Raw genomic sequence first — 17,018 nt, forward strand, 5'->3', positions numbered from 1 at the left:
ATGTCAATAAGAACTTGAAAATTAACATATTTTTATGCTGTCTTTTAAAATTATTGTAATTTAAATATAGGCTAATTATCGGCGTTTTCGCTAAAAAATACTATAAATCAATAGTGATAATATTTTTGTGATAGGTTTGGTTTTTCTCAGTTAATATAAAGAATGTTCATTTTATGATTAAATTTATTGTTAAAATATTTGATTGAATATCAATACATCAATAGCAAGTTCGTTGGGAACGCAAATTTTAATGCAAACATTTTTTAGGGAAATTTATTTGTTGTGTAGAAAGTCGTAAATCAGAATTCTGGCAAAATTGTATAAATTGATATTTCATCGGTAACGAAAATGAAGTAATATGATTTACACCTGCCATAATGACTTTGCCAAAAAGGATTAAAAGATATGACAATTGATGAACAAGACGAATTGCCTGATGAAATCTTTGATCAAATAGCTGACTTGTCGGAAGATGGTGAAGATCTTTTTGAAAATGGTGATTTTGAAGAAGCCATTGCAAAATGGACTGACGCTTTAGCTTTGCTTCCAGAACCTAAAGACAAATGGGACGCCGCTTTGTGGCTTTATACAGCTCTTGGCGATGGTTATCGCAATGTTGGAGATTTTGACAAGGCATTGGTGGCGTTCAATGCAGCTTATGAAAGCGTAGATGGGTCAACCAATCCCTATGTGCTTTACTCAATTGGTGCAACTCTTTACGATCTTGATCGTAAGGATGAAGCGGTTGTGCCATTGTTAAAGGCCTATGAAATGGAAGGCGATGAAATTTTTGAAGAAGAAGGTGAAGTTTATCTAACCTTTCTTGACGAAAAAGGCCTACTTGACGACGCTGAATAAACTAATTTAGCTTAATCATGTCCTGATTTTTTTGCCGTTGTGTGGAAAATCAGGATATGGGTGTTTGAGACGAATTTGCCTTTGGATATTGGTAAGGTTGTCATCTTGCCGTTAAATTATTACTACCGCAAAGCCTTTAAAAAGCCAGTAAAAAATTTTCCATATTATAACTTGCTTGCGAATCATAATATTGATCAAATAGGTACTCCTAATAGGTGTGTGTAAGTGCCTCATGCCTTTGCCAAGTTGTGCGCACTCACCTTTTGAGCATTTCAATCTACAGCGTGTAATATCCAATTTTCAAAAGCGGCAATGCGCAATTAGATTTTTAAAAACGCCATAATTTGGTATTTTGCCGCTAATTAATCTCTGAAAGTTTGATGATAGTTTCCCACATTTTATGGGCAATTATAAAACTATTTGCTGTTGCTCTTTACATTTGATCAAATTAATAGCATAATTGATCAAATATATAAATATGACCGATAGAAAAGACGATTAATAATATCGCAGCTATTGGATCATGTCATGGGAGGTATAGCAATGGACAATAATGAATTTTTTTTGGCTGCCCAAAATTTCAAGGGTAACAAGTTCGATTTTCATTTGAAAAGAACACATTCTTTTTTTGCTTTGATTAATAGTTTCCAAAAAATGTGTAAGATGATTTTCAGTACTACTACAAATTTGCACAAGCGGTTTTTGGAGCAGCTAAAATTGCAAAAGGTTTTAGTCCTTTCTCCAATAAACTCAACCATATTGATTCCTTTGACCAAATGTCGCGCTGGTGAGGATTAGCGCAGCTTAGGCATTGTAGAATCGTTTTCCTTTTAAAATTATCTCTTTAGTTCTGGTGTATTATGATTGATGAAGCTCAAGCAAAGAAATTTATAGAAGAAAATCCTGATTTGCGCGTATTGGAGGCCTTCGTTATTGACGTTAATGGCGTACCGCGCGGCAAGTGGATTCCGCGTGAACGTGCATTGGATGTTTTGGTAAATGGCATGGCTATGCCGCGTTCGGTTTATGCGCTTGATGTTTGGGGACGTGACGTTAATGATGCAGGTCTTGCAACAGGTACTGGTGACCCTGATGGAATGTGCTTTCCCTCACCCGATTCTTTGTCGCGCGTCACATGGTTGGAGCGCCCAACCGCACAGGTAATTTTGGGCATGCAAAACCGTGATGGTACTGGCTTTTATGCCGATCCTCGTCAGGTTTTGATCAATGTCTTGGAGCGTTTCAAGAAATTGAAACTAACTCCTGTGGTTGCAACCGAGCTTGAATTTTATCTTATCGATCCTATTCGCTCGGCATTGGATCCAGTGCGTCCACCAAATACCCGTGATGGCCGTTGGCATACGGGGCAAACACAAGTGCTTTCTATTGCTGAATTACAAGAATATGAGCATGTTTTTGATGATATTTCAGAAGCGTGCCGCGCACAAAAAGTGCTTGCTGATACGACTTTGCGTGAAAATGGCCCTGGTCAATATGAAATCAACCTTAATCACGTGCCTGATGCGTTAAAGGCTGCCGATTTTGCCGTGCTGCTAAAACGTATTGTTAAGGGTGTTGCGCGCAAGCATGATCTTGATGCAACCTTTATGGCAAAACCATATGGCACGCAGGCTGGCAATGGTATGCATGTGCATTTTTCATTACTTGATGAAAATGGCAAAAATGTTTTTGCTGGCGATACAGGCCCATCGGAAGTGCTGTTGCATGCTGTTGGTGGTCTTTTGGCAAATATGGCGGATAGTATTGCAATTTTTGCGCCGCACGCCAATTCATTCCGCCGTCTAACCCCAAGTGAGCACGCGCCAACCTATGCTTCATGGGGCTATGATAACCGCACAGCTGCGGTACGAGTTATTACTGCGAGTAAAGCGGCTACCCGTATTGAGCACCGCGTTGCTGGCGCTGATACCAATCCCTATCTTGTACTTGCGATGATTTTGTCAGCAGCGCTTGAAGGCATGACAACCCGCCGTGATCCAGGTGGTCCAATCCATGGTGATGATCATGATATCGCCCATGAACCACTACCAACCAATTGGGATTATGCCTTGCAGCTTTTTGCAAAATCAAGTTTTGCTTATGCAACCCTTGGTCCCAAATATCGTGATTTGTTTACCGGTTGTAAAAGGCAAGAAATGGCAGAATTTGCCTTGCGTGTAACCGATGTTGAATATGATGCCTATATAAGGACAGTATGATATGACAACAAACTCTAATTCCAATACCATTTCTAATCCAGGTCATGCCGCAACCTATTATGCCGCAACCGCCAATGACAAGACTGTTCATCCTGAGTTAGAAGGTGAAATCACGACCGATGTTTGTATAATCGGTGCAGGCTTTACCGGTGTTTCAGCCGCGCTTGAATTGGTTGAAAACGGTTTTTCCGTTGTCTTGCTTGAGGGGGACCGTATTGGTTATGGCGCGTCAGGGCGTAATGGTGGCCAAATTGTTAATGGTTATAGCCGTGATTTAATGGTTATCGCCAAGCGTTATGGACAAGAAAAGGCCAATGCACTTGGTGCTATGTCCCTTGAGGGCGGCGACATTATCCGCGAGCGGGTGGCAAAATATAATATTGATTGCAATCTCGTCAATGGTGGTTTTTTTGCAGCTTTTACCGATAAGCAGGTGAAAGGCATGGCAGAAAACCGCGCCAATTGGAAACAATATGGCAATGATGGTCTTGAAATGGTTTCCAAGAGCGATGTTGGCAAATATGTCAACAGTGATCGATATGTTGGTGGTATGATTGATCTTCGCGGTGGCCATATCCACCCACTTAACTTGGTGCTTGGTCAGGCAGCAGCAGTAAGCGCGCAAGGCGGCAAGATTTTTGAAAACTCACGCGTTACCAGTGTTGATACTGGAGCAAATCCAATTGTGCACACCAGTAAAGGCGTGGTTAAGGCAAAATATGTACTTGTTTGCGCTAATGCCTACATTGGAAGTCTTTTGCCTGAAATTGGTGGCCGTATGATGCCAGTATCCAGTCAGGTAATGACGACAGAGGTTTTGGATAAGGATTTGATTGAAAGCCTATTGCCAGCTAATTATTGCGTTGAAGATGCCAATTATGTTTTGGATTATTATCGCCGCACGGCTGATAATCGCATGCTTTATGGGGGTGGTATTGGTTATGGTGGGCAAAATCCAAGCAATCTTACCGCAGTTATTCGCCCCAATATGCTTAAAACCTTTCCCCAGCTTGAAAATGCAAAAATTGAATTTGCATGGAGCGGTAATTTTGCATTGACCTTAACCCGTATTCCTCATATCGGTAAATTATCCGATACGGTTTATTTTTCTCATGGTGATAGTGGTCATGGTGTAACCACCACGCATCTTTTGGGCAAAATTTTGGGTGAAGCAGTGCGCGGTCACAGTGAGCGCTTTGATGTTTGGGCGTCCCTGCCAAATTTGCCTTTCCCGGGAGGGAAATTATTGCGTGTGCCGCTTACAGCTCTTGGCGCATGGTGGTATGGTATACGCGACAAATTAGGTGTATAGAGAAGTCTTAGTTTTTGTTAAGCTATTAATTTGAGCTTTTGGGTTTATGTAAATGTCTAAAAGCTCGCATCATGATCAGGAGTGGTCAATGAAAATTGGAATTTTACAAACAGGACATGCACCTGACGCCATTATTCCCCATCATGGCGATTATAATGACTTGTTTGTCAAGCTATTACAAAGCAAGGATATTGATTTTATTGAATATCCAGTTGTTGATGGTATTTTTCCCGCTTCAATTGGCGAGGCTGATGGTTGGTTGATTACCGGTTCTAAATTTGGCGTTTATGAAGATCATGCTTGGTTGCCGCCGCTTTTTGATCTTATCCGCGAAATTTATGCAAGCGGTAGGCCTTTAGTTGGTGTTTGTTTTGGCCATCAAGCTATTGCGCAAGCCCTTGGCGGCAAGGTTGAAAAATTTCAAGGCGGTTGGTCGGTAGGGCAAATCGAATATAAGCGTGATAATGGCGAAACGCAAAATCTTGTTGCTTGGCATCAAGATCAAGTTGTCGAATTGCCAAAGGATGCGAAAGTGATTGGCTCAGCCAATGCTTGTCAATTTGCTATGCTACAATATGGCAATAAGGCTTTAAGTTTTCAGCCCCATCCCGAATTTAGTGCTAGCTTCTATGATGCTTTATATGAAGCACGCGAAGATGTTTTGCCGCAAAATGTGCGTGACACTGCCATTGAGCCAAGCGAAAAAAATCTTGCTAGAGATGCGGTTGCCGATGAAATTATAGATTTTTTTCAGCAAAATATACTATCCTAACGCAATTATTCTTTTGAAGCCGTTTTTTTAATAAAATGGCTTCAAGGTCACTATATTTACGGGCAATAAAATAACTTGCTGGTGTTTGGTTAAGATATTTTATATTTTCATATCTGGCATAATTAAAAAGGCTCAATTTTAAAATTGGGCAAGGAAAAGCAATGAAAAAAAAGCCAGGGTTAAACCTTTTGCAAGACGAAAAGCATAGTGATGAAACCATTAAGCAATGGGTTTATCGCTCGCTACGCCTATCAATTATGACAGGGCATTTTCCGCCAGCTCAACCAGTGACGGTCAAGGCAATATCCGATTTGCTGGATGTGAGTGCAACGCCAATTCGTGAGGCATTGCATCGTTTGGTTGCAGAAGGTGCCTTGGAAAACCTTGATAATCGCCGTGTGCGTATTCCTGATATTGATCCTAATAAATTTGACGAGATCATTGCCGCCCGTATTGCTCTTGAGACATTGGCGGCAGAACGCGCTTTGCCATTTGTTGACTTTATGGATCTTGCTCGCCTTCGCAGTATTGATCAGGAAATCAATCACGCCTATGAAACCGGTAATATTCAGCTTGGCATTGAAAAGAATTTTGCCTTTCATCGCTATTTATATCAAAAGCGCTCAGCCGCAGTTTTATTGCCATTAATTGAATCTGTTTGGCTGCGCCTTGGGCCATTTATGCGTGAAGCCACCGAAAATTTGTCGGAAAGCTATACTGTCGATCATCATCAGGAAGCCTTGGCAGCTCTTGAGAAAAAGGATAGCGCAGCTTTAAAAGCCGCAATCATTGCTGATATTGATGACGGTGCCGGCTATCTTGGCCGCAAACGTTTTATCGAAGCTGAAGAAGTAAAAAGATCGGTTAAGTCTTAACAAACAAATAGTCCTACCGTTATATAGTTGTTTACTTGAACGGCGCTTCCCTAGCAACCAAAATGGTGGATAAAACCTACTACGTTTATTCATAAATTTAACTATGGCAATTTGGCACAAAAATTTAAGCCTTTTGACGGACAAACTCATTAGGCTTAAATTTTTAGCTCTGCTAAAATGAAAACATTGTAAATTTTAATAGAACCTTGTAAAATATCAGCATTAAATTGTAAATTTTACTATCAGGGTTATAAAAATGCATAAAAATAGTTCAAATTCATTATATTCAAAATATATCCCTGATGAACTCGATCGGCGCCTTATTGGCTTATTAAGGCAAGATGGTAGAGCGCCGCTTGCTAAACTTGCTGACATTTTAAAAGTATCTCGCGGTACAGTACAAAATCGCCTCGATCGTATGGTCAATAATGGCACAATCAGTAATTTTACGGTTCGTGTTCGCGATGATTATGACGCAAATGCAGTTCATTCAATCATGCTCATTGAAGTTGTGGGTAAATCCACCACACAGGTTATACGCCACTTGCGCGGGATTGCCGCTATTCAAACATTGCATACTACTAACGGTAATTGGGATTTGGTTGCTAATATAACCACAGATAATCTTGCAGAGTTTGACCGTGTTTTAGGGGAAATCCGCGCGATTGATGGTGTTTTAAATAGCGAGACCAGTTTACTGCTGAGTAGTGTTAGCTAAGATACATGCAATTTTATCGGTTGATTTTGAAATATTGAGCCGACTTAACTTACCAAGTTGGAATTATAACTACAAAAAATTCTTCACTTTAAGAACAGTTATAAAATATATTTTTCTTTTTAGTGTAATTATTGGGCAAAATTTCCTAAAATAAGAATTGTTTTTGGCTGCCAATATTGCAAGTTTTATGAAATTTGTATAATTAGCATTGACGAATTTTATAAATTTTAACGAAAATTTGTATATTTTTACAGTTTTAAATAAAAAATTATAACTGTAACTTTAATATTACGAAAAATCGAGGAGGATTGGGATTTATTGGTCATAGATATGGCTTTATTTGATTTTGGATGTTTGTATTGATATTTTATAGTTTAAAATGAAGTGTTTTAAATATACTTCGTTATAACTATTCATATTATTAGTATCCAATTAAAAATTTTATTTAAGTAAAGTAATCATGGCAGTTAGTCCCATCAAAAATTAGGTTTTCAAAAATTGGTTGCACTCAATTTTTCGATAACTTTGTAAGGAAAAGGGTTCAAAATGACTACAACAAGAAGTGTATATAACTTTAACTCAGTGATTGTCCGCGAGCCTTCACGCTCGGTCGTTAATGGTTTGCGTGCTGATGATCGTGGTAATCCTACCTATGAAGGTGTTAAGGCTGAACATGATGCTTATATCGCAGCACTAAAAACTGCTGGCGTGAATGTTGCCGTATTGCCTGCACTTGAAGCTTTTCCAGATGCAATCTTTGTTGAAGATCCAGCGCTCGTTTTCAGTGAAGGCGCAATTTTGCTTCGTCCGGGCGCCGAAACGCGTATCAATGAAGTGCAAGAAATTGCACCAACAATTGAAAAAATGTTTGATACGGTTTTGCGCTTGCCACAAAATGGTTATGCAGATGGCGGCGATGTTCTCAACGCGCCCCACGCCGTTATGATTGGCCTATCTGCAAGAACTGATGCAAAAGGCGCCGAAGATCTTATCGAAGCACTTGCAAAATTGGGCAAAAAGGGTGAAGTTGTTCAAACACCTAAAGGCGTATTACACTTTAAAACTGATTGTTCTTTGCTCGATGACGAAACTATTTTCTCCACTGCACGCTTAGCAGCTTCTGGTGTGTTTTCGCGTTTCCGTCAAATTATTGTGCCAGAGGGTGAAGAAGCTGCAGCAAACGCATTACGGGTTAATGATACCGTATTTGTTGGATCGGATTTCCCAAAAACAATCGATTTGCTAACCGGCCATGGCTATAATGTTGTGCCGCTTAAAACCACCGAAATCGGTAAAATTGATGCTGGCTTATCTTGCATGTCGCTGCGTTGGTTTAAAAATTAAAATATCTTTTATAATAAATTTGTTTAATCAAAAAATGTATCGTGGTTTTTAAAAATCACGATACGGTAATATTTGCAAAAAAGAATAATAAGTCAGCAAATATTATTATCTGGATATTTTACATGTTAATATATTAAGTGTTTTTATCGAAATACTCAATAAAACATGAAGTATTTTAATCGATTGGGAGGTCAAACAATGAAAATTAAGTTTTTAAGCCTCGTTATATTTTCTCTTTTTTCTAATTATGCTTATGCAGATAATCCTTTGCGGCTTGGCATGACGCCTGAACCTTATTTGCCTTTTACGGCAGTGCGCTCTAATGGCGAATGGATTGGTTTAGAGGCTGATTTGTCGCGCGCATTGTGTGAGCGCATTGAAGTAAAATGCCAATTTAAATCCATGGCTTGGGATGGTTTGCTTCCTTCCTTAAATGAAAAAAAGATTGATTTTGCGATTGGTGCGTTTTCAGTAACTGAAGAACGTGCCCAAACAATCGATTTTAGTACGCCTTATTTTGTTGAAGGTACAGCCGTTGTTGGTGTCAAAAAAGACCGAACCGTAATTGCAACGATAAAAGCTGAAGATGGAAAAGGCGATATTTTAGACCAGAATAGTTTGCAAGGTAAAATTATTGGTGTGCAGGTTGCTAGTGTACAATCAAAATATATGAAAAAATATTTACCCAATATACATTTAAAGAGTTATGATACGGCTGATAACAACGCCGCCGACCTTGTTGCAGGGCGTACCGATTATATGCTCGCACCATTGCCTTTTTCGGAAGATTTTCTAAAAACACCGTTTGCTCAAAATTACGAAATTAAACTCATTATTCCTGATAATGTTATGTTGGGGCAAGGTGTTGCCTATGCAATTAAAAAGGGTGACCAAAAGACCCTAGATATTGTCAATAAGGCATTACAAGAGCTTGCTGATGATGGCACGCTTAAAAAAATTCAAGATAAATGGGTTGATAGTGCCACTGTAGAGTAGGCGATATCTTGTGCATTTTTATAAATTAAGAAACAAAAAATCTTAGCCGCTAAAAGCATAATTCAAAGCAAAAAAATAAAATATTATGTCTCTGTGCTGAGCTTTATCACTATAAAAAGGGGATATGGAATGACGATCTGTTATTTAATGTTCGTAAATGGTGCATGATGGAAAAATATCTGCATTTATTATCATGGGGTAACGATGGCTGGGGCGAACAGTTTTTCTGGGGCTTTATGCTAACGTTGGAATTATCATTCGTCGCATATTTCATTTCTTTTTTGTTTGGGTTGATTACCGCCAGCGCTAAGCTTTCTTCAAACAAAGTTTTACGTGTTTTAGCTAATATTTATCTAACCATTGTTAGATCCCTACCAGAATTGCTGGTGGTTTTATTGCTCTATTTTGCGGTTGCAACTGGCCTTGAAAATTTGCTCAAACAAAGCAACTTAGTGGGTGACGAATTTCAACTCAGCCCATTTTGGGCCGCGATTATTGCCCTTGCCTTCGTCAATGGCGCTTTCATGACCGAGGTTTTGCGTTCATCTTTGCAAGCCATTCCAAATGGCCAAATTGAAGCAGCTTTATCGATTGGTATGAGCAGATGGCAAATATTTACACGCATTATATTTCCGCAAATGATGCGTCACGCCGTACCAGGTATGAGTAATTTATGGTTATCAATCATTAAAGAAAGCGCGATTATTTCTGTTTTAGGCTCGTTCCAAGAATTGCTTTATACTGGTTATCGTGCCGCCTCGACAACACGAGAATATGTTTTCTTTTATGGTTTTACCGCGTTTCTCTTTTTAGTCATCACGCTTGTTTCTATTGTCGTTATCATGCGTTTAGAAAAACACTTGAATCGTGGGTATTGATATGGATCAGCAATCATTTGATATGTCATTCTTAGGTGGTATGGGTGTTTTCTTTGGACGGGTCATCGAATTTATTCCCATTCTTTTGCACGCGCTACCACTTACCTTATTTTTAACTTTCGTTGCTGGCTTATTTGGGCTTTTAATTGGAACTATTGGTGGTATCAATTTAAATTCGCGCAATTGGTTACTATCAAAACCAACCGCCCTTTACACATTTTTGTTTCGCGGCACACCCTTGCTTGTTCAATTATATCTCATTTATCAAGGCGTGGGACAGCTTTTACCTAATTTGCCAGTCCATGATACGTTTTTGTGGCCTTATTTGCGTGAAGGACTTTGGTATGCACTGGTTGCGCTTAGTCTTAATCAAGGCGCATATACTGCCGAGGTTATTCGCGGTGCTATAAAGTCGGTTGGACGTGGTCAATTAGAGGCAGCACAAGCAATCGGCATGAGTTCCAACCAAATATTAATGCGCATTACCTTGCCGCTCGCCTTTCGTCAGTGCTTACCAATTTTAACCAATGATTTGATTATTTTGCTTAAATCAACGGCGCTTGCATCAACAATTACCGTTATGGAAATAATGGGCACAGCGCGCGAATTACAGCGCAGCCTTAACTTGTCTTTAGAGCCATTGGTGGCTGCAGGTATCATTTATTTTGTTGTTGTTTTGATAATGACCAAATCGATCTCGCATTTTGAAAGACATTTCACGCGCTATAGATCCAATTAAGCCTAATACGTTTTAAAATTAAAAGCATTCCTATAAAGAAGTTGGGAGCATAAAATGACCGCCAAAGCATTAACTGTAACAAATATTCATAAAAGCTTTGCCGATATTGAAGTACTAAAAGGCGTTTCTTTCGAGGCAAAAAAGGGTGATGTTATTTCCTTGATTGGCAGTAGTGGCTCAGGCAAAACAACATTATTGCGCTGTATAAATTATCTTGAAACACCCGACTCTGGCGAGATCAGTGTTGCAGGTGAAATTATTGAAACAAAATTGGCAAAAAACGGTAAACAATATGCAGCCAATAAAAAGCAATTGCAGCATATTCGCACCCGTTTAGGCATGGTTTTTCAAAGTTTCAATCTGTGGTCTCATAAAACAATTTTACAAAACATTATTGAAGGACCGACCAAAGTGCTTGGTATTTCAAAAGATGAAGCGATTGAAAATGCCAAGGTGCTTATGGAAAAGGTTGGCATTTCAGCAAAAGCAGATCAATATCCATTACAATTATCGGGTGGTCAACAACAACGCGCCGCTATTGCACGGGCACTTGCGATGAAGCCTGAGGTAATTTTAATGGATGAGCCGACATCGGCTCTTGATCCAGAATTGGTTGGCGAAGTTATTCAAGTTATTAAACAATTGGCAAATGATGGATGTACCATGGTGATGGTAACCCATGAAATGGCTTTGGCGCGTGAAATATCAACACAAGTGATTTATCTATATAAGGGTTTAATCGAAGAGCAGGGACATCCAAGTGAAATAATGGCCAAGCCCAAATCAGAACGCTTTAAACAGTTTTTAAATATGCTTTGATGGCGATAAAAAATAGCTCCTAAAGCAACATAGGGTGCGGGATAGTTTTATTTAGTGAACAATATTTTTAAAGGTTAATTTTGTTCACTTTCGGCCATAATATCAATTATGGTTGCGGCTTCGCGCTTCATCAACTCAAAGAGCCAAGGGCGACGATCATCTCTCATCCTGGTTTCTATAGCGGCAATGCTTAGTGAGCCAATTAGATTATTTTTTTGATCGATGATTGGCAGTCCAACTGCACCCATGCCTTTAATATAGTGGCCGGGATTGAAGGTATATCCTTGTTTTTTGGCAATTTTTGCATCTTGTTCTATATGTAGTATGGTTTTTTCACCATATGACGAAATTTGGTTTATATTACGCTTTAAAACCCTTTCTATTTCCAAATCAGGTAAAGATGAAAGTATGGCTAAGCTTCCCGCACCAATGCCAAGAGGACGCCGATCACCAACAGCTAGGGTTAAGGTTTTTATTGGGTAATTACCTTCTTCTCGCGCAATGCATAATGCTTCATCACCCGAACGAATTTGAAGATAAACGGTGTCTTCAGTTTCTTTAGCAAGGCGAGCGATACTACCTTGCGCACTGTTTAAAAGACCAAATCGTTTAGCAGTTTTATTGCCAAGCCTATATAATAAAAAGGCTGGAAAATAGCGTAGGGTTTCAGAATTTTGTTCAACCAATCCAACTTGGATAAGCCCAGATAAAAGCCGATGGACAGTTGAACGCGATAATTGCGTGAGCTCTGCTACATCGGCTAATTTTACACCATGGTCACAATGATCCGTAATCGTTTTTAACAGGGCAACAGTTCGTTCAATTCCCTGATTTTGGTTTGGTGAAACAGTCATTTTCTTCCCAAAATAGCAAGTGGTATTTATGCTATCTCTATACTATCCCACATTATCGGGCAATGTTTACTTGATTACATTAAATGACCAAGTTTATAGCAATATCTAATGAATACCTTCTCCTTGTAGATATCCTTTTTTGCGAGGATCTGGCATGGCTAAAACCGATATAAAGGTGATGACCATCATAAGGGTGACATACCAAAAGAAGCCACTTTCCATGCCAATGGATTTAAACCAAAGGGCAATATATTCGGCGGTGCCGCCAAAAAGTGCATTAGCAACGGCATAAGGGAAACCTACACCAAGCGCCCGCACTTGTGGTGGAAACATTTCAGCTTTAATCAACCCACTGATTGAACTATACATACTCACTGTTGCAAGCCCCACCATAATAAACACAAATGCGATCATTAAGGTTTGTGCCTGACCGATTAATGTTAATAATGGTACTGTAATAAAAATAGAAAGAAAGCTCCAGATAAGTAATGAGTTACGCCTGCCGATAATATCGGAAAAATAACCAAATATGGGTTGTAAAATCATGCAGCCAAGTAAAGCCCATGTCATGGTTGACGAGGCATCAGATTTGGAAAATCCTGCAGTATTGACAAGATATTTTTGCATATAGGTTGTAAAGGAATAGAAGAATAAAGATCCCCCAGCAGAAAAGCCCATGACGCATAATATGGCGCGTCTATGCTGTTTCCAAAGCCCGATAAGGCTGCCTTCTTTTGTCTTGGCGCGTGTTTCTGGTGTTGAAGTTTCATGAAGGTTACGACGCAAAATCAGTGCAACAATTGCAAGAATACCACCGATGAAGAATGGGATACGCCAACCCCAATCATGCAATTGCTGATCGTTTAACAACGACTGCAATATGACTAATGTGAGAACGGCAGTAAGCTGACCACCAATCAATGTTACATGCAAAAATGAGCTAAAAAATCCTCGTTTACCTGAAATTGCAACTTCGCTCATATAGGTAGCGGTTGTACCATATTCGCCGCCGACAGATAGGCCTTGCATTAAGCGGGTTAAAAGTAAAAGAATGGGTGCCAATACACCGATAGTTTCATAGGTTGGCAATATAGCGATGATAAATGAGCCAGAGCACATCATCAAAACCGAAATCAGCATGGATTTTTTTCGGCCAATGCGGTCTGCTATTCTTCCAAATAGCAAACCACCGATGGGGCGCATTAAAAAGCCGGCAGCAAATACTGCTGCGGCATTTAATAATTGCGTTGTTCTATCACCTTGTGGAAAAAATGATGATGCAAAATATAGCGCGGTAAAAGAATAAATATAAAAATCATACCATTCAACCAAATTGCCCGAAGCACTGGAAAATATAGCTATAATGCGCTTACGTGTTTCACTAGGTTTTTTGGTCATATAATCCTCCCGATGTTCCCCAGACATTCAAACCCGTCTCCTTATCGGGAGTAAATGTGGTTAGACCAAATCAAATGCGATTGAAATTAGGCTATGCGATCACCCTTTTTGATAATAGCGGCGCGATTATCTACACCAGGCAGCATTTTAGCAGGATCACGGGTTACAATGACATCTAACACAACAGGCCCTTTGATTGTCATGGCTTGTTGCAGGGCGGCGCCAATTTGGTCTGGATCTTCAACGCGAATACCTGTGCAACCAAACGAATTTGCTACTTTTGCAAAATCTACTTCATTTAGGTCGGATGAATGATAATGCCCTGTGCCATAAACTAAGTGTTGCAAGGCTTTAACATAGCCAGAAGCCGCATTATTGACGACTATAATTGTAATATTAAGGTTAAGCCGCTTTGCGGTTTCCAAGTCTCCTAAAACCATGCAAAAGCCGCTATCGCCAGTAAGTGCCATAACTGTACGCTCGGGCGCGGCAAGCGCTGCACCGATGGCGCCTGGTAATCCATATCCAATTGACGCGAAACCGCGATCAGGCAAAAAGCCACGTCCTGCTTGTTTGGTATCATATAATAGACCGCTCCAATGAGCTGCAAATCCACCATCGGCAACTAAAATTGCATCATTAGGCAATGCTGTGTTCAATTCGGTCATTAGTCGTGCCATATTAATTGGCTTTTCATTTGAATATAGGCGTTCTGCAACATCCTTACGCCATGTATCCATGCGGTTACCGACATCATCAATATAAGCTTGGTGGTTTGCATGTAATTGTGATGTCTTGTCGCTTAACGTATCAAGCATATCTTCAAGCCCACAGCGTGCATCACCCCACAAAATTATGTCTGCTTTGGTTGTGCGGCCAAATTCTTCAGGCAATGAGTCAAGGTGAATGATTGTTTTGCCTTTTGGTGGTAATGTATAACGCTTGGTGGCAATTTCGCCTAATTTGCAGCCAACGACAAATAATATATCGGCTTCTTCAATCAGCTTATTGGCAATTCGATCATAGCGACCAAAGAGCCCTGCATTGAGTGGGTTTGTGCAAGCAATTGCTCCCTTGCCGGTTAAAGTATGGGCAACGGGTATATTGGTTGCTTGCGCAAATTGTTCCAATGCATGATTTGCGCCTGAAATGTGCACGCCGCCGCCAGCAAGAATTAACGGGCGCTTTGCCTTGGCTAAGGCAGCAGCAGCTTTTTCTAGGTTAGCCTTATCAGGCCGGCAACGCAAAGCTGGTACACTTTCATTAGCAGGGTCAACCTCAAAATCATCAGCAAAGAAAGTATGGACTGCATGCATGATATCTTCTGGAATATCCACCACAACTGGTCCAGGGCGGCCAGAAGTCGCAACAGCAAAGGCGCGCTTCATTAGTTCAGGGATTCGTTGTATTGTTTCAATGCGGATAAGTTCTTTACAAACTGGACGTAATACGTCCATCTGACGCACTTCTTGTGTCATATTCTTCCATGAGTGATCACGATGGGTATCCCCGATGACACATACCATGGGGGTACCAGCATTGAGTGCTTCACCAAGTCCAGTGACAAGATTAGTGGCTCCCGGTCCTAAAGACGCATCTGCAAGACCAACGCGACCAGTTACTTTGGCATAGGCATCAGCCGCAAAGGCGGCGGCTCGTTCATCATTGATTAAATAATGATCTAAACCAAGCTTATCAGCAACTTCATACATAGGTAGTAGTTGGAATCCCCCCATGCCAAGCATCGGACCACAGTTAAAAGCTTTTAGGATGCGCGCAACAGCTTCCCCACCTTGCATTTCAATGCCGTTTAAATCGCTGCTATTATTATTTGTCATCAATTTATCCTCCCCAATAAATTCCGTTGAATAGAATTATTTTTTCTATTGAGTAGGATTATTTATTTTTTTAAAAAAGTCAACAGGTTTTATTCAGCAGAATTTTTAATTCAACTGAGCGGATTTGGTCTGGTGAAGATGGGGTGGTTTGAGCTTATTTGTTAAAATTTTAGGTGCGAAAGCGAATATGATGTTTGATTAAATTAGGTTGTATTTTTATTGCTGACGCTAGTACACGACAAAGATGTTATGCTGATCAAATAAAAAGCCGCGTGCTATTTTTTAAATGGCACGCGGCTTTAATTTATTCAAATGCCTTAGTTTTTAAGAAGCAATAGGATCAAGTTTGCCTTCAGCATAAAGCTTTGCCATGTCAGCAAGTGGCAATGGCTTAATCGCACTGGCGTGGCCTGCCGTGCCAAATTCTTCAAAGCGTTGTTTGCAAAGCTTGGTAACCGCTTCACGCGCTGGTGCCAAATATTTACGTGGATCAAACTCTGATGGATTTTCAGCAAAAACGCGGCGGATCTGACCCGTAATTGCCATGCGACAATCGGTGTCAATGTTGATTTTGCGCACACCATGGCGGATGCCGCGTTGGATTTCTTCTACTGGCACGCCCCAAGTTGGCTTAATATCGCCACCATATTGGTTAATGATATCTTGTAGCTCTTGCGGAACTGATGAAGAACCATGCATCACCAAATGGGTATTTGGTAATTTGCGATGGATTTCTTCAATAACGCTCATTGCCAAAACATTACCATCAGGCTTACGGGTAAATTTATAAGCACCATGGCTGGTACCCATAGCAACAGCCAAAGCATCTACCTTGGTTTCAAGCACAAATTTGACCGCTTCATCAGGATTGGTCAATAATTGGTCATGACTTAAAACGCCTTCTGCGCCGTGGCCATCTTCAGCTTCACCTTGACCTGTTTCAAGTGAGCCAAGCACACCAAGTTCACCTTCAACTGAAGCGCCGCCATAATGAGCCATGGTTGAAACCTGTTTGGTGACACCCACATTATAATCCCAATCAGCAGGTGTTTTACCATCTTCTTTAAGCGAACCATCCATCATTACCGATGTAAAACCGTTTTGTAGTGCGGTCATGCAGGTTGCTGGGCCATTACCATGGTCAAGATGCACGCACACAGGAATATGAGGGAAAATTTCAACCACTGCATCCATCATATGACGCAGCATGATGTCATGGGCATAAGCGCGCGCGCCGCGCGATGCTTGAATGATAACCGGTGAATTAGTCGCATGGGCAGCTTCCATAACGGCAAGTGCCTGTTCCATATTATTAATATTAAACGCTGGAACGCCATAATCATGTTCTGCTGCATGATCAAGCAATTGGCGAAGGGTAATACGGGCCATGAAAAACTC

The 17,018-nt window shown here is 40.4% G+C and carries 15 protein-coding genes; 11 read left to right on the forward strand and 4 right to left on the reverse strand.

The window, feature by feature from the left end; all coding sequences use genetic code 11:
- The first annotated feature begins 405 nt into the window (after positions 1-405).
- The 11 genes from N6B01_RS00065 to N6B01_RS00115 all read left to right on the forward strand — a co-directional run bounded on the left by N6B01_RS00065 (position 406) and on the right by N6B01_RS00115 (position 11,530).
- Positions 406-858 (forward strand): tetratricopeptide repeat protein, encoded by a 453-nt coding sequence (locus tag N6B01_RS00065; protein ID WP_262079309.1) that lies wholly within the window; start codon positions 406-408, stop codon positions 856-858.
- A gap of 860 nt (positions 859-1,718) precedes the next feature.
- Positions 1,719-3,077, forward strand: coding sequence for a glutamine synthetase family protein (locus N6B01_RS00070; protein WP_262079310.1), 1,359 nt, complete (start codon positions 1,719-1,721; stop codon positions 3,075-3,077).
- Between the two features lies 1 nt (position 3,078).
- Positions 3,079-4,389, forward strand: coding sequence for an NAD(P)/FAD-dependent oxidoreductase (locus N6B01_RS00075; RefSeq protein ID WP_262079311.1), 1,311 nt, complete (start codon positions 3,079-3,081; stop codon positions 4,387-4,389).
- Positions 4,390-4,477: 88 nt separating this feature from the next.
- Positions 4,478-5,161: a type 1 glutamine amidotransferase gene (locus N6B01_RS00080; protein WP_182418333.1), complete on the forward strand. Its 684-nt coding sequence runs from the start codon at positions 4,478-4,480 to the stop codon at positions 5,159-5,161.
- A gap of 161 nt (positions 5,162-5,322) precedes the next feature.
- On the forward strand, positions 5,323-6,036 hold the full coding sequence (locus tag N6B01_RS00085) for a GntR family transcriptional regulator (RefSeq protein WP_262079313.1): 714 nt from the start codon (positions 5,323-5,325) through the stop codon (positions 6,034-6,036).
- A 256-nt stretch (positions 6,037-6,292) separates the two neighbouring features.
- Entirely contained in the window at positions 6,293-6,754 is a 462-nt protein-coding gene (locus N6B01_RS00090) for an Lrp/AsnC family transcriptional regulator (protein WP_182418335.1), read from the forward strand.
- A 546-nt stretch (positions 6,755-7,300) separates the two neighbouring features.
- Positions 7,301-8,098, forward strand: a complete 798-nt coding sequence (locus N6B01_RS00095) for a dimethylarginine dimethylaminohydrolase family protein (protein WP_262079315.1) — start codon at positions 7,301-7,303, stop codon at positions 8,096-8,098.
- Between the two features lie 198 nt (positions 8,099-8,296).
- A complete protein-coding gene (locus tag N6B01_RS00100; RefSeq protein WP_262079316.1) occupies positions 8,297-9,094 on the forward strand; it encodes a substrate-binding periplasmic protein in 798 nt (265 codons plus the stop codon).
- 164 nt (positions 9,095-9,258) lie between these two features.
- Complete coding sequence (locus N6B01_RS00105) at positions 9,259-9,972, forward strand: ABC transporter permease (RefSeq protein ID WP_246708093.1); 714 nt, start codon at positions 9,259-9,261, stop codon at positions 9,970-9,972.
- A gap of 1 nt (position 9,973) precedes the next feature.
- Positions 9,974-10,711 carry an ABC transporter permease gene (locus tag N6B01_RS00110; RefSeq protein ID WP_246708094.1) on the forward strand — a complete coding sequence of 246 codons (738 nt, stop codon included), beginning with the start codon at positions 9,974-9,976 and terminating at the stop codon, positions 10,709-10,711.
- Between the two features lie 54 nt (positions 10,712-10,765).
- Positions 10,766-11,530 (forward strand): ABC transporter ATP-binding protein, encoded by a 765-nt coding sequence (locus N6B01_RS00115; RefSeq protein WP_262079317.1) that lies wholly within the window; start codon positions 10,766-10,768, stop codon positions 11,528-11,530.
- A gap of 74 nt (positions 11,531-11,604) precedes the next feature.
- Here the strand turns inward: N6B01_RS00115 and N6B01_RS00120 are convergent, their stop codons facing one another.
- The 4 genes from N6B01_RS00120 to fba all read right to left on the reverse strand — a co-directional run bounded on the left by N6B01_RS00120 (position 11,605) and on the right by fba (position 17,009).
- Positions 11,605-12,384 carry an IclR family transcriptional regulator gene (locus N6B01_RS00120; RefSeq protein WP_262079318.1) on the reverse strand — a complete coding sequence of 260 codons (780 nt, stop codon included), beginning with the start codon at positions 12,382-12,384 and terminating at the stop codon, positions 11,605-11,607.
- Between the two features lie 105 nt (positions 12,385-12,489).
- Positions 12,490-13,782, reverse strand: coding sequence for an MFS family transporter (locus N6B01_RS00125; protein WP_262079320.1), 1,293 nt, complete (start codon positions 13,780-13,782; stop codon positions 12,490-12,492).
- Positions 13,783-13,868: 86 nt separating this feature from the next.
- On the reverse strand, positions 13,869-15,620 hold the full coding sequence (locus N6B01_RS00130) for a thiamine pyrophosphate-binding protein (RefSeq protein ID WP_262079322.1): 1,752 nt from the start codon (positions 15,618-15,620) through the stop codon (positions 13,869-13,871).
- 324 nt (positions 15,621-15,944) lie between these two features.
- Complete coding sequence (fba, locus tag N6B01_RS00135; RefSeq protein ID WP_182418342.1) at positions 15,945-17,009, reverse strand: class II fructose-bisphosphate aldolase; 1,065 nt, start codon at positions 17,007-17,009, stop codon at positions 15,945-15,947.
- Positions 17,010-17,018: the final 9 nt, after the last annotated feature.

Source organism: Bartonella sp. HY406, assembly GCF_025449315.1.
In the GTDB taxonomy this organism is placed as follows: Bacteria; Pseudomonadota; Alphaproteobacteria; order Rhizobiales; family Rhizobiaceae; genus HY038.

What these genes read in the sequence shown, in the direction of transcription:
- N6B01_RS00065 (WP_262079309.1), top strand. Translation starts at nt 406, where the DNA reads ATGACAATTGATGAACAAGACGAATTGCCTGATGAAATCTTTGATCAA.
- N6B01_RS00070 (WP_262079310.1), top strand. Translation starts at nt 1,719, where the DNA reads ATGATTGATGAAGCTCAAGCAAAGAAATTTATAGAAGAAAATCCTGAT.
- N6B01_RS00075 (WP_262079311.1), top strand. Translation starts at nt 3,079, where the DNA reads ATGACAACAAACTCTAATTCCAATACCATTTCTAATCCAGGTCATGCC.
- N6B01_RS00080 (WP_182418333.1), top strand. Translation starts at nt 4,478, where the DNA reads ATGAAAATTGGAATTTTACAAACAGGACATGCACCTGACGCCATTATT.
- N6B01_RS00085 (WP_262079313.1), top strand. Translation starts at nt 5,323, where the DNA reads ATGAAAAAAAAGCCAGGGTTAAACCTTTTGCAAGACGAAAAGCATAGT.
- N6B01_RS00090 (WP_182418335.1), top strand. Translation starts at nt 6,293, where the DNA reads ATGCATAAAAATAGTTCAAATTCATTATATTCAAAATATATCCCTGAT.
- N6B01_RS00095 (WP_262079315.1), top strand. Translation starts at nt 7,301, where the DNA reads ATGACTACAACAAGAAGTGTATATAACTTTAACTCAGTGATTGTCCGC.
- N6B01_RS00100 (WP_262079316.1), top strand. Translation starts at nt 8,297, where the DNA reads ATGAAAATTAAGTTTTTAAGCCTCGTTATATTTTCTCTTTTTTCTAAT.
- N6B01_RS00105 (WP_246708093.1), top strand. Translation starts at nt 9,259, where the DNA reads ATGATGGAAAAATATCTGCATTTATTATCATGGGGTAACGATGGCTGG.
- N6B01_RS00110 (WP_246708094.1), top strand. Translation starts at nt 9,974, where the DNA reads ATGGATCAGCAATCATTTGATATGTCATTCTTAGGTGGTATGGGTGTT.
- N6B01_RS00115 (WP_262079317.1), top strand. Translation starts at nt 10,766, where the DNA reads ATGACCGCCAAAGCATTAACTGTAACAAATATTCATAAAAGCTTTGCC.
- N6B01_RS00120 (WP_262079318.1), bottom strand. Translation starts at nt 12,384, where the DNA reads ATGACTGTTTCACCAAACCAAAATCAGGGAATTGAACGAACTGTTGCC.
- N6B01_RS00125 (WP_262079320.1), bottom strand. Translation starts at nt 13,782, where the DNA reads ATGACCAAAAAACCTAGTGAAACACGTAAGCGCATTATAGCTATATTT.
- N6B01_RS00130 (WP_262079322.1), bottom strand. Translation starts at nt 15,620, where the DNA reads ATGACAAATAATAATAGCAGCGATTTAAACGGCATTGAAATGCAAGGT.
- fba (WP_182418342.1), bottom strand. Translation starts at nt 17,009, where the DNA reads ATGGCCCGTATTACCCTTCGCCAATTGCTTGATCATGCAGCAGAACAT.